This is a genomic window from Candidatus Dorea massiliensis AP6 (genome assembly GCF_964245105.1).
In the GTDB taxonomy this organism is placed as follows: Bacteria; Bacillota; Clostridia; order Lachnospirales; family Lachnospiraceae; genus Laedolimicola; species Laedolimicola intestinihominis.
In genome coordinates, this window is the sequence record NZ_CAXTKW010000004.1 from 59,385 (window position 1) to 72,528 (window position 13,144).

Below are 13,144 nucleotides of genomic sequence, written 5' to 3' on the forward strand. Positions count from 1 at the left end.
TAAGTGTTTTCAGAAAGGAGCAGATATGAGGGAGAAAAGGATAGCACTGGCTGTCTGCCTTGTGCTGCTCCTTATCAGTTCCGTCTGGCTGATAAGGTTTCCGGTGCCGGCATCTGCGTTGGATTCCCAGGTGCTGACTGTCAAAAAGGCGGAGAAGCTGATGAAAAGCCTGACGCCGGTAGAAGGGGAGAAACGGCTGCTTACCGGGCTTTATTTCGCGGACGGAGAGCTGCCCTGCGACGAGGCCAGCCGGACCTGGTACATTCCGGTGGACATGGACAATTCCGCCTGGGAGAGCGGAAGCTTCACAGGAGCGGACGGCGTTGAGCTTTATCTTCTGGACAATCCGCTGCTTGATGATAAGCAGGAGGCCGTAAAGACCGGTAAGGCCTATCGGCTGCTGGCGGTGAAGGGCGGTAATTATGAGATCGTACAGGTGGTATTTTCAGGACTGCCCATGATAAGCCTTACGACGGACAGCGGCGAGGAGATCCGCTACGACGAGATCTACGGAACCATGCGGTTCTATGCGGCGGACACCAAGGAAAACTGGGTGACGGAAAGTGTCATGAGCGCCCATATCCGGGGCGGCTCCAGCCGCCTGAACCCGAAGAAATCCTACAAAATGACCCTGTACAGACAGAACCAGACCGGCGCGGGCGCTTTGCGGAAAAACAAGCTGTCCTTCCTGGGAATGCGGACTGACGACGAGTGGCTGCTCTATGCCATGTACAGCGAAGACTCGAAGGTACGTGATAAACTTTCTCAGGATATATGGAACGAATCAGGCGCTTTGGGTATTGAATCGACCGGTTTTTATGGCTATCATATGGAATACATTGAGGTCTTTCAAAATGGGGAATACCGCGGTATCTACGGTCTGATGGAGCCGGTGGACTACAAGCAGCTGGGTCTGACCAAAGAAAACGGAAAGAATCCGGAGGAGTATCTGTACAAGCAGAAGGATCCGGAGGTCTATGAGCTGAAGGGAAATCACAGCGCGGATGATGAAGCCCATCGGGAAGTCCTCGACACATACCTTGCATATCTGGGGGCAGACGACGAGACCTTTGCGGCCCATATCGGGGAGTTGATCGATGTGGATAACGCGCTGGACGTCTGGCTCTATCTTCAGGCTGTCATCGGCATGGATAATATTCAGCGGAATATCTTCTATCCGGCGGTCTGTGCGGACGACCGGTATCAGATTCGTTTCATGCCCTGGGACATGGATTATACCTGGGGAAATGTACACGATTTTGATGCGGGGAACCGTACCAGGTTCTCGGAAGACATTCTGACCATGCGCATCGCCTGGAAAATAGGCGACCGTCTGGTGAAGCTTGACGTGGACGACGCCCGGGCGAAGGTCACGGCCAGATGGAAGGAGCTGCGGGAAAGCGTCTATTCCGACGGGTGGCTCTGTGAGCATATAGATACGTATGCCCACAGCGTGGTGGATTCCGGCGCCTTTGAGCGGGATCAGGCTATTTGGGAAAATGGCGGACATAATTCCGACTATGAGAGTCTGAAAGAGCTTGCCTGTGATCGGATGGCCTTTCTGGATGAGCAGATGGCCGATCCGCTTTCCTATCTGGATTTGGAGGAGTATGTGGAGTGAAAAAGAAGATAGCGCTTCTTTTAAATTTGATATTGCTTGGCTGCTGCCTCACAGGCGTCTTCTGCTGGCGGTTCCTTACGCCGGCACTGGGCTATCGGAGCGCGGACGCGGAGGATATAAAGGCCATGAAAGCGACTCATACGCAGGCGGCGGAGCCGTTTTTTACGGCGTTGGCGTTTTCCGGAGAGCAGCTGCCCTATGACAGCGCCACCTCGACCTTCTATCTGCCTCTGGATATGGAGACGGACGTATGGGAGAGTGGGGAGCTTAGCTCCCTCGATAAGAGCGTGCAGCTCCTTTTTGAGGAAGATATGGCCGACACGGACAAGCAGGAAGCCATCCGGACGGGAAAAGCCTTCTGTTTCTATGCAGTAAAGGATGGGGAATATCAGGTCTGTCAGGTGGTGGCCACCGGCCTTCCGGTCATTTCTATTGAGACGGCAGAAAGCGCGGACACAGAAGTTTTTGGCGGAAGCGCCTTTTTCTGGGATAATACCACCAAGGTAAACTGGACCTCATCCAGCATTCTGGAGGCCCATATCCGCGGCAATACCAGCCGCATGTATCCGAAGAAGGGGTACAAGCTGACCCTGAAAAAGCAGAAGAAAAGCGGCGATATTGTAGCAGATAAAAAATCTCTGTTCGGCCTGCGTTCGGATGATGAGTGGATTCTGAACGCCATGTATACAGATTCTTCCAAGATCCGCGACAAGCTGAACGCGGATCTCTGGAGTGAAATCGGCGCGGTGAGAAGCGATTTCCCAAGCGCTTATTTCGGCACCCGGATGACCTATGTGGAGGTTTTCTTCAACCACGAATACTGGGGACTCTATATGCTGGCGGAGCCGGTGGATTCCAAGCAGCTGAACCGCGCGAAGCTGAACGAAGGCAAGGCGGAGGAGTATTCCTACAAGTCCGTGACGCCGCAGACCCTGCCTACGGAGGAGCTTCTGAATCAACCTGAGTATGGTCAGAATCTGGACGGCTATGAACTGAAGGGCAAGCGGGATACGGTGGGGCGTTCCGATTGGGAGCCACTGCTTGACTATCTGAAGCTGCGGGATCTGACCACAGATGAAGAATTCCGGGAGACGGCCTCGGCTCTTACGGATCGGGAGGGTGCTCTGAACGTCTGGATTTTCCTTCAGGCGGTGCTGGGCATTGACAACCGCGGAAAAAATATGTATTATGTGGCAAAGCAGACTGCGAGCGGTCCGAAGCTGTACTTTGCGCCCTGGGATATGGATATTACCTGGGGAGACGCCTTAAGTGAAAATGAGGACGGAGACAGCGTGTGGAAGGTAGGGCTGTTTACCGGTCTTTATTCCGAGCGGATCAACTGGGCCTACGGCGACCGTCTGGTGGAGCTTGACGTGGACGAAACAAGAGATTATGTAAACCGGACATGGAAGGAGCTGCGGGCCGGCGTTTTCTCAGAGGAAAATCTGACGGAGCGTATCGACGGCCTTGTACATCAGGTGCAGGATTCCGGCGCTTACACAAGGAATGAAGAACGCTGGCCGGACAGCAGCAGCGGACAGAATTACGACCTGTTCAAGCGGATGGCCTTTTATCGGTTTGGCATCCTGGATTATTATTTTAACGGCAATCTGGAGGAATACATGGGGCTTGGATACGAATAGGTCCCGCTCTAAAGGAGAAAACATGGATTATCGGCATGAATTAAAGTATGTGATTACGGCGGCGCAGCAGGCGCTTCTGGAAAACCGGATTCAGGGTTTGATAAAGCCGGACAGTCACGCGGGCGCGGACGGTATGTATCACATCCGCAGTCTGTATTTTGACGATTACTATAACAGCTATTATAAGGAAAATGAGATCGGCAGCGATCCGAGAGAAAAATTCCGGATCCGCATCTACAATGCCGGTACGGGGCGTATCAGCCTGGAACTGAAGCGGAAAGAACACGGCATGACCCAGAAGCTTTCCTGCCGCCTGACCGAGGAGCAGTGCAGGGAGCTGATGGTCGGAAGACCCCTTCCAATGGATCCTTCTTATCCGCCGGTATTGCAGAAGCTGAACCTGCAGATGCGGACGAGACTCTTAAGACCCCGGATTATCGTAGAGTATGACCGAATTCCCTATGTGGATCCCCTGGGCAACACCCGTATTACGCTGGATCTGAATATCCGTTCTTCCAGCTATACGAGCCTGTTTCTGACGGAGCAGCCGCCTATGCGGCCCATTATGCCGAAGGGGCGGAATATTCTGGAGGTCAAATACGACGAGTTCCTGCCGGATTACATATACCGGAATCTGCAGCTTGACAGCTTACAGCAGACGGCGTATTCCAAATACTATCTATGCAGACGGTACTCCTTTACGGGAATACCGGAGTAATATAAAGAATTCAAAAAAGACTATGGAGGATATGAAAAATGGGATTTAAAGATGTATTCAAAAAGTCATTTCTCGAAGGCTTTACCAGCATGGACATTTCTGCCGGACGGATTATGGCGACCTTTGCAGTGACCTGTATTCTGGCCTGCTATGTATTTCTGATTTACCGCCTGGTGACCAGAAAGTCCTTCTATTCTAAGGGCTTCAATGTGTCGCTGGCAGCCATGTCCGTGATTACCGCGGCGATTATTCTGGCCATGCAGTCCAACCTGGTCATCTCCCTCGGTATGGTCGGCGCGCTGTCTATCGTGCGTTTCCGTACGGCCATCAAGGATCCGATGGATCTGGTGTTCCTGTTCTGGTCCATCAGTATCGGTATCATCTGCGGCGCAGGTCTCTATGAGGTAGCGCTTCTGACCTGTCTGGTGGTGACGATTCTGATTCTGGTGCTGGAGAATCTACCGGCTTCCAGAGCGCCCATGATGCTGGTGGTCAATGTGACCGATGCGGATAAAGAGGACGCAATTCTGGATATCGTAAAGAAATACAGCCGTTTCTACAAAGTAAAATCCAGAAACCTGACAGCAGGCGCCCTAGATATGGTAGTCGAGGTACAGGTGAAGGAAGAGGGCGCCTTTGTGAAAGAGGTCGCTGCGGTGGATACCGTAATGACAGCTTCCCTGATTGCCCACGACGGCGAGGTAACCTTCTAAATATGGGAAAAATCATGCGGCTTGGCGGGCGCGGACTGCGGTATATAAAGCAGTACGGGCTCGCCCGGCTTTATCGGAAGATTATGGAGCGAAAGCGGCGGAACGCAGCCGAGGCCGGTTACAATGACTGGCTTCAGAAACAGCTTCCGGATGCGGAGGAGGACGCGCGCCAGCGGGAAAAGAAGTTCGCGTATGAGCCGTGCATCAGCATTCTGGTACCGGCTTATGAGACGCCGGAGATCTTTCTGCGGCAGATGATCGACTCCGTACTGGACCAGAGCTATGGAAACCTGGAGCTGTGTATCGCCGATGGCAGTCCTTCCGATAAGGTCGAACAGACAGTAAAAGAATATGAAAAGAAGAATTCCCGGATAAAATATCGGCATCTGACGGAAAACCTGGGAATTTCTGACAATACCAACGCGGCGCTTGCCTTGGCGACCGGCGATTATGTGGGCCTTTTGGATCATGACGATCTGCTGCTTCCGGGGGCTCTTTTTGAGATTGTAGAGGCACTCAATGAGAGCGACGGCGCAGACGCGGTTTATACGGACGAGGATAAGGTCAATATGGAACTGACCCGTCATTTTCAGCCCCATTTCAAGCCGGACTTTAATCAGGAATATCTGCGAAGCAATAATTATATCTGTCACTTTTTCGTGGTTCGGCGCTCCATTGCCCTGAAGGTGGGCGGCTTTCGGGAGGAGTTCGACGGAGCCCAGGATCATGACTTTATCTTCCGCTGTACAGAAGAAGCGGAGCAGGTATTGCATGTGGCGAAGGTGCTGTATTCCTGGCGCAGCCACGAGGCATCCACGGCCACGAACCCCGAGAGCAAGCTTTATGCTTATGAAGCGGGAAAGCGGGCGGTGTCGGCCCATCTTGCCCGGACCGGACGCATGGGAACCCCGCAAAATACGGATAATTACGGCTTTTACCGGGTCTGCTATCCGGGCGTTCCATCTATCTTAAAGAATTCTTTCGAAAAATTTGATGGACAAACAGGTGTAAACGTTGTATATTATGGTAAGGTATGTAATATTTCCGTAACAATTAACCCGGAAGATCGTTATGTGCTTTTTATGCATGTTCGGAATCAGAGACAGAAGCATATGCGGGTAAACGCGCAGTTTTATGAGGCGCTGAAAGCCTGTTGTGACCGTCCTGATACGGGGCTGGCCTGCGCGCGGGTGTACGACGCGCGGAAGCGGCTGGCAGGCGATATCCGGATGCGCGGTGTGAAGGATCCCTTTTCCGATGGAATGAAGGGTCTGAAATACGGATATACCGGATACAATCACCGGGCGGTGCTGCAGCAGGAGCTGGAGCAGCCGACGGACTGCTTTATGGCGAGGGCGGATATCTTAAAGACCTGTGTGCCGGAGGGCGGAGAAGTGTCTGTGGAGACGCTGGCGGCGAAGCTTATAGAATCCGGTTACCATATCTACTATGAACCCTGGGCGGTGTTGTATGAAGGCTGACAGTCAGGTATCCATTGTGATACCCAATTACAATGGAATGGCTTTTATGGAAGCCTGCATGCAGGCAGTACTCCGGGACGCGCCGAAAGCGGAGCTTATCGTGGTGGACAATGCGTCAAAGGACGGAAGCCTCGAATATACCAGAGAGCATTTCCCGGAAGCGCGTGTACTGGCCATGGATCAGAACTATGGGTTTGCCCGGGCAGTCAATGAAGGCATCCGGGCGGCAACGCGGCCCTACGTGATTCTTTTGAACAATGATACCGAGGTGGAGCCGGGCTTTACGGACGCGTTGGTGGGGGCTCTGGAAGCGGACGCGAGGGCATTTTCAGCCCAGGCCAAGCTGATTCAGCTTCAGGATCCGTTGAAGCTGGACGACGCGGGCAATTTTTACTGCGCCCTCGGCTGGGCTTTTGCGAGAGGAAAAGATAAGCCTTCCGCAGATTATGAAGAACAGGACGAAGTATTCGCGGCCTGTGCGGGAGCGGCGGTCTACCGGAAAGCGCTTTTTGAAGAAATCGGGTATTTTGACGAAGCTCATTTCGCCTATCTGGAGGATATCGACATCGGCTGGAGAGCGCGTATCTTCGGGTACCGGAATCTCTACGTACCAAAGGCCAGGGTATTGCACGCCGGAAGCGGAACCAGCGGTTCCCGTTATAATGAATTTAAGGTGACATTAAGTTCACGGAATAATATATGGATTATCTATAAGAATATGCCCCTGCTTCAGCTGGTGCTGAATCTGCCGTTTTTGGTGGTGGGCTTTGGGGCAAAGCAGTTGTTTTTCTGTAAGAAGAAGCTGGGCGGCACTTACGCTCGGGGGATTCTTAAGGGAATCCGTACCTGCGACCGGGAGAAAAAGGTCCGCTTTATGTGGAAGCATTTCCCGGCGTATGCCAGACTCCAGTGGGAGCTCTGGCGGAATATAGCGAGAAAAGAAATCATTTAGTACAGGCTGAAGCACTTGCTGCTGAAGCCGAATGTGGGTGAGAAGTAGTGATAAAGGATAATCAGCAGCATTTTAACCGGCTTCACGTGCTGGTGGATGCGCTGGTGGTCGCGGCAGCCTATCTGCTGGCGTGGACTATCCAGTTTAAATTACTGAATCATATATCCGGTTTTGTATTCCAGGATTATATGCTGATTCTGATTCCGCTGGTGCCGGGATATCTGGCGCTTTACGCGGCTTTTGGCATGTATACCACCAAGAGTGTCAGAAGAAAGCGTGTGGAGCTGGAGAAGATCGTACAGGCCAATACGCTGGGGCTTGGTATTTTTATGATGGCTATGTTTTTACTGCGCTGGAATACCGAGTTTACGACGAACTTCTCACGTCCCATGTTGTTTTATTTCTACGCCATCAACATCGTGCTGGAAGCCATGGCCCGCAATTCCATCCGTCTGGCCCTGCACCAGCTGCGGAAGAAGGGATTCAACCAGAAGCACATGATTCTGGTGGGCTACAGCCGCGCGGCGGAGGAGTATATTGACCGCATCAAGGGCAATCCGGAATGGGGCTATGAGATCATGGGGATTCTGGATGACAATGTGGAACAGGGCATGAAGTATCGGGGCGTGGAGGTGTTTGGCCGCACTGAGGAGATCGAAGAAGTTCTGGAGAAGGCCAAGCCGGATGAGATTGCCATTACCCTGGGCTTAAGCGAGTATTCCAAGCTGGAGCATATCGTGGCGGTCTGTGAGAAATCCGGCGTGCATACAAAGTTCATTCCGGATTACAATAATATCATCCCGACCCGTCCGTACACGGAGGATTTGATGGGGCTTCCGGTGGTCAATATCCGCCATGTGCCTCTGACCAATACATTCAATGCATTTGTAAAGCGAACGGTGGATCTGGTGGGGGCAGTCTGTGCCATCATCATCTTTTCGCCGATTATGCTGGTGACAGCCATCGCCATTAAGCTGACCTCTCCGGGACCCCTGATCTATGCCCAGGAGCGTGTGGGACTTCATAACCGGAACTTCAAGATGTACAAGTTCCGCTCCATGGACGTCCAGTCGCCCAAGAAGGAACGGGGAGCCTGGACCGTGCCGAACGATCCCCGTGTCACAAAGGTGGGAAAGATTATCCGCAAGACCAGCATAGACGAGCTGCCGCAGCTCTTTAATATCTTAAAAGGGGACATGAGTCTGGTGGGACCCCGTCCGGAGCGCCCGTTTTTTGTGGAGAAGTTCCGGGAGGAGATTCCCCGTTATATGATTAAACACCAGGTGCGTCCGGGTATGACCGGCTGGGCCCAGATTAATGGGTACCGGGGCAATACCTCGATCCGCAAGCGTATCGAATATGATCTCTACTATATTGAGAACTGGACGCTGGGGTTTGATATAAAAATCTTATTTCTGACGATTTTCAAGGGCTTCGTCAACAAGAATGCCTATTAAGGTGTCAGAACACAGGAAAGGATTTTACACGTATGGCAGATACAAGAGGCAGAAACGCGAGGGGACGGGACGAGGAACACAGCACACGTCGAAACAGCAGCAGTCGCAACACCCGCAGTAATGCACATGCGCACAGCTCCCACAGTAAGGGCAGAACCGCCCATACACCGGAAGAAAAGCGCAGAATGGCAAAGAGACATAAAAAGGCGAAGCGCAAAAAGCGCATGATCGGAATCCTTGTTCTGGAGGTATTTCTGATCCTGATTCTCGGCGTCGGCGTCTGGGGCTTAGGGAAGCTTGACAAGCTCCAGAGTGAGAACATCGGTGACGTGGTCGTCAATGAAGATATGGACGAGGATACAGCCAAGCTCCTGAAGGGCTATACGAATGTTGCCCTGTTTGGTATTGATACCCGAAAGATTGGCGAGCTGGGCGCAGGCAACCGAAGCGACACCATGATCATCGCCAGCATCAACAACGAGACCAAAGAGGTAAAGCTCATGTCCGTATACCGCGATACCTATCTGAACCGGGCGGACGACACCTACGGCAAATGTAACGCGGCCTACAAGAGCGGCGGCCCCAAGCAGGCCATGGAAATGCTGAACACGAACCTGGATCTGAATATCCAGTATTATGTCAGCATAGACTTTGTGGCCCTGATCAAGACCATCGACGCCCTGGGCGGCATTGACATCGATGTACAGGACGATGAGTGGGAGTATGTCAACGCCTATATGTACGAAACGACTGAGATTTCCGAGGATTATCTGGATCACTACAGCCCGTTCCTGGAAGGACCGGGACTGCAGACTCTGGACGGCCTGCAGGCGACGGCTTACTGCCGCATCCGCTATACAGCAGGAAGTGATTTCAAGCGTACGGAACGTCAGAGAATGGTTATCAGTAAGATTGTCGAGAAGGCAAAGAGCGCAGGACTGGGTACGATTAACAAGATTGTGGACGAGGTATTCCCGCTGGTATCCACGAATATCCCGAAGACGACCATGATCGGAATGGCGGCCAATATGATGTCCTACGAGCTGGGCGAGAGCGGAGGCTTCCCGACCTATATCGAGAATAAGAAGATCAATAAGCAGGATATGGTCGTGCCTGCAGATCTGGAGTTGAATGTAATGGAGCTTCACAAGTTCCTGTTTGGAGAGGAAGATTATTATCCGTCACCGACAGTCTTGAAGATCAATGAGAAGATTATCTCTGACACAGGCGTAACGGCGAAATCGACGGAATAATTACACGGAATAAAAATGGACGGGGAGAGTAGGCCTCGTCCATTTTTTCAGAGAGGGAAAGTATGAAAAAAGAAGCGATTATCGACGCGGTTATCCCGGCTTACCGTCCGGGGGCAGAGTTCCGGGAGCTTCTGAAGCGGCTGATGGCGCAGAGCCGTCCGCTGCGGCGGATTATCATTATGAATACACGTACGGAAGTAGATATGCGAACCATGGCGGAAGATATTCCGGGGGCAGAGATTCACGAGCTGGACAAAAGTGAGTTTGATCACGGCGGCACCCGGGACGCGGGCGCGCGCCTGTCTGACGCGGATTACCTGCTCTTTCTGACACAGGACGCCCTTCCGGCGGACGAATATCTGGTGGAGCGTCTGGCGGCAGCTTTTACGGAACCGCAGATTAAGGCGGCATACGCGAGGCAGCTGGCCAGGCCGGATTGCCGGGAGCTGGAACGCTATACACGGATCTTTAACTATCCGGAGGAGTCTCGGGTTAAAACGGCGGCGGATCTGGACACACTTGGCATCAAGACCTTTTTTTGTTCCAATGTGTGCGCCATGTACGAACGGGAAACTTATGTAAACCGGGGAGGCTTTATCAGAAAAACCATTTTCAACGAGGATATGATTTATGCGGGCGGGCTTATTAAGGCCGGTTACGCCATCGCCTACGCGGCGGACGCCCGGGTCATCCATTCCCACAATTACAGCGGGCTCGAACAGTTCCACCGGAACTTTGATCTGGCCGTATCCCAGGCCGAGCATCCGGAGATCTTCGGCGGTGTGGCGTCGGAGGGCGAGGGCATCCGGCTGGTGAAGAAGACGGCGGCCCATTGCCTGCGGATCAGGAAACCCTGGCTCATCGTGACGCTGGTGTGGCAGAGCGGCTGGAAGTTCCTGGGTTACAGGATGGGTAAGAGTTATCGGAAGCTGCCCCGGTGGCTGGTGCTTCGCTGTACCATGAACCGGGCTTACTGGAACGGATACCGGAGATAACGGAGGATAAATTTTGGCAGAGTTATATGAAAATAAAGAGGCAGCCCGGGAGCGCGTCATCCTTGTCGGCGTCTGCACCCGGGAAAATGAAAATGTGGAGGAATCCCTGGATGAGCTGGCAGAGCTGGCCGACACCGCAGGCGCGGAGGCCGTAGGCCGGGTCATCCAGAACCGGGAGAGTATGCATCCGGGCACCTATATCGGCAGCGGCAAGATCGACGAGGTCCGGGAGCTGGCGGCAGAATTGCACGCCGACGGCGTCATCTGCGACGACGAGCTGACTCCGGCCCAGCTAAGGGGACTGGAGCAGGAACTGGATTTGAAGGTGATGGACCGGACCCTGGTGATTCTGGACATCTTCGCACAGCACGCTACCACCAGCGAGGGAAAATTGCAGGTGGAGCTGGCCCAGCTGCGTTATCGTCTGGCAAGGCTTACCGGAAAGGGTATCGCCATGTCAAGACTGGGCGGCGGTATCGGCACCAGAGGTCCCGGCGAGAAGAAGCTGGAGACGGACCGACGGCTGATTAAGAGCCGCATTGCGAGACTGAACCGGGAACTGAAGGAGATGCAGATTCACCGGGATACGGCGAGAAAGAAGCGCCTGAACGAGAGTGTGCCGGTGGCGGCCATCGTAGGCTACACCAACGCGGGCAAGTCTACCCTGCTGAACGCCCTGACCGGAGCCGGTATCCTGGCGGAAAATAAGCTGTTCGCCACATTGGATCCCACCACCCGCCGGATGGAGCTGCCAAGCGGCCAGGAGATTCTGCTGACGGATACGGTCGGCTTTATCCGGAAGCTTCCCCACCATCTGGTGGAGGCCTTCAAGAGTACGTTGGAGGAGGCCCGCTACGCCGATTACATTCTTCACGTAGTGGACAGTGTGAGTCCGCAGATGGACGCCCAGATGGAGGCAGTCTACGAGACTCTGGATCGTCTGGGTATCGCGGGCAGGCCGGTCATCACCCTGTTTAACAAGCGGGATCTGGCGGCGGGCAGCGAGCTTCCGAAGGATCCGAACGCGGTGCGCGCCATCGGCATTTCCGCCGGAACCGGCGCGGGACTTAAGGCGCTGCAGGAAGTGCTGGAAGAGCAGCTTCGTAACAGCCGGGTACAGGTAGAGAAGCTGTTTCCCTACGCCCAGGCAGGGGATATCCAGCGGATTCGAAGGTACGGACAGGTGCTGGAAGAGGAATATCGGGAGGACGGTATCTATATCAAGGCCTGGATGCCGCGGAATTATTAGGTGGCGCAGAGGATCCTTACAGTTGCATTCTATAAAAAAATACTATATAATTTCTTAAACGGACCTGCGGGAGAAGCGCAGAGACCAGAAACCATAACTTTATAAAACGAAGGAGAACGTAAAATGATTGATAAGCTGATTGCAAAGATTCAGAAGACCGGAGCCCCCATCGTGGTAGGACTGGATCCGATGCTGAACTACATTCCGGAGCACATCCAGAAGAAGGCGTTCGCGGAGTACGGCGAGACCCTGGAGGGAGCAGCAGAGGCCATCTGGCAGTTCAACAAGGAGATCGTGGACAAGACCTACGACCTGATTCCGGCGGTAAAGCCTCAGATCGCCATGTATGAGCAGTTCGGTATCGAGGGCTTGAAGGCATATAAGAAGACCATCGATTACTGCAAATCCAAAGACCTGGTAGTCATCGGCGATATCAAGCGCGGCGACATTGGTTCCACTTCTGCCGCATATGCGGTGGGCCATCTGGGCAAGGTACAGGTGGGCAGCAAATGTTACGTTCCCTTCGACGAGGATTTCGCCACTGTAAACCCGTACCTGGGCAGTGACGGCGTAAAGCCTTTCATCGAGGTATGCAAAGAGGAAAATAAGGGTCTGTTTATCCTGGTAAAAACCTCCAATCCGTCCAGCGGCGAGTTCCAGGATCAGCTGGTAAATGGCCGTCCGCTCTATGAGCTGGTTGGCGAGAAGGTAGCCCAGTGGGGTGAAGAGCATGTAGGCCAGTCCGGCTACAGCTACATCGGCGCGGTAGTCGGAGCTACCTATCCGGAGATGGGCGCGACCCTTCGTAAGCTTATGCCGAAGACCTTCATTCTGGTGCCGGGCTACGGTGCCCAGGGCGGCAAGGGCAAGGATCTGGTGAACTTCTTTAACGAGGACGGTCTGGGAGCCATTGTCAACTCCTCCAGAGGCATCATTGCCGCATACAAGCAGGAGAAGTACGCAAAATTCGGCGCGGAAAACTTCGGCGACGCTTCCCGCGCGGCGGTGGAAGACATGGTAGCCGACATCAGCGGCGCACTGAACGCACGATAGGAGAAGGCT

General features: G+C 53.5%; 11 protein-coding genes. All 11 read left to right on the top strand.

What is annotated here, in order from left to right; genetic code table 11:
- Positions 1-25 precede the first annotated feature (25 nt).
- Positions 26-1,621, top strand: coding sequence for a CotH kinase family protein (locus tag ACESZP_RS05490; RefSeq protein ID WP_499708277.1), 1,596 nt, complete (start codon positions 26-28; stop codon positions 1,619-1,621).
- A complete protein-coding gene (locus ACESZP_RS05495) occupies positions 1,618-3,264 on the top strand; it encodes a CotH kinase family protein (protein ID WP_499708278.1) in 1,647 nt (548 codons plus the stop codon). The genes ACESZP_RS05490 and ACESZP_RS05495 overlap by 4 nt, the downstream gene beginning before the upstream one ends.
- Before the next feature lie 22 nt (positions 3,265-3,286).
- The gene (locus ACESZP_RS05500) at positions 3,287-3,982 is read left to right on the top strand and encodes a polyphosphate polymerase domain-containing protein (protein ID WP_499708279.1); all 696 of its coding nucleotides are present in this window, start codon (positions 3,287-3,289) and stop codon (positions 3,980-3,982) included.
- A gap of 38 nt (positions 3,983-4,020) precedes the next feature.
- Entirely contained in the window at positions 4,021-4,695 is a 675-nt protein-coding gene (locus ACESZP_RS05505; protein WP_178038454.1) for a DUF4956 domain-containing protein, read from the top strand.
- Positions 4,696-4,697: 2 nt separating this feature from the next.
- Complete coding sequence (locus ACESZP_RS05510; RefSeq protein WP_499708280.1) at positions 4,698-6,176, top strand: glycosyltransferase family 2 protein; 1,479 nt, start codon at positions 4,698-4,700, stop codon at positions 6,174-6,176.
- Positions 6,166-7,128, top strand: a complete 963-nt coding sequence (locus ACESZP_RS05515) for a glycosyltransferase family 2 protein (RefSeq protein ID WP_499708281.1) — start codon at positions 6,166-6,168, stop codon at positions 7,126-7,128. The genes ACESZP_RS05510 and ACESZP_RS05515 overlap by 11 nt, the downstream gene beginning before the upstream one ends.
- A 47-nt stretch (positions 7,129-7,175) precedes the next feature.
- Positions 7,176-8,585, top strand: coding sequence for an undecaprenyl-phosphate glucose phosphotransferase (locus ACESZP_RS05520; RefSeq protein WP_178038451.1), 1,410 nt, complete (start codon positions 7,176-7,178; stop codon positions 8,583-8,585).
- 32 nt (positions 8,586-8,617) lie between these two features.
- Complete coding sequence (locus tag ACESZP_RS05525) at positions 8,618-9,838, top strand: LCP family glycopolymer transferase (protein ID WP_178038450.1); 1,221 nt, start codon at positions 8,618-8,620, stop codon at positions 9,836-9,838.
- Positions 9,839-9,900: 62 nt separating this feature from the next.
- Positions 9,901-10,833 (top strand): glycosyltransferase family 2 protein, encoded by a 933-nt coding sequence (locus ACESZP_RS05530; RefSeq protein WP_440322607.1) that lies wholly within the window; start codon positions 9,901-9,903, stop codon positions 10,831-10,833.
- A 13-nt stretch (positions 10,834-10,846) separates the two neighbouring features.
- Positions 10,847-12,082: a GTPase HflX gene (gene hflX, locus ACESZP_RS05535; protein WP_499708282.1), complete on the top strand. Its 1,236-nt coding sequence runs from the start codon at positions 10,847-10,849 to the stop codon at positions 12,080-12,082.
- 123 nt (positions 12,083-12,205) lie between these two features.
- Complete coding sequence (pyrF, locus tag ACESZP_RS05540) at positions 12,206-13,135, top strand: orotidine-5'-phosphate decarboxylase (RefSeq protein ID WP_178038447.1); 930 nt, start codon at positions 12,206-12,208, stop codon at positions 13,133-13,135.
- The last annotated feature ends 9 nt before the right edge of the window (positions 13,136-13,144 follow it).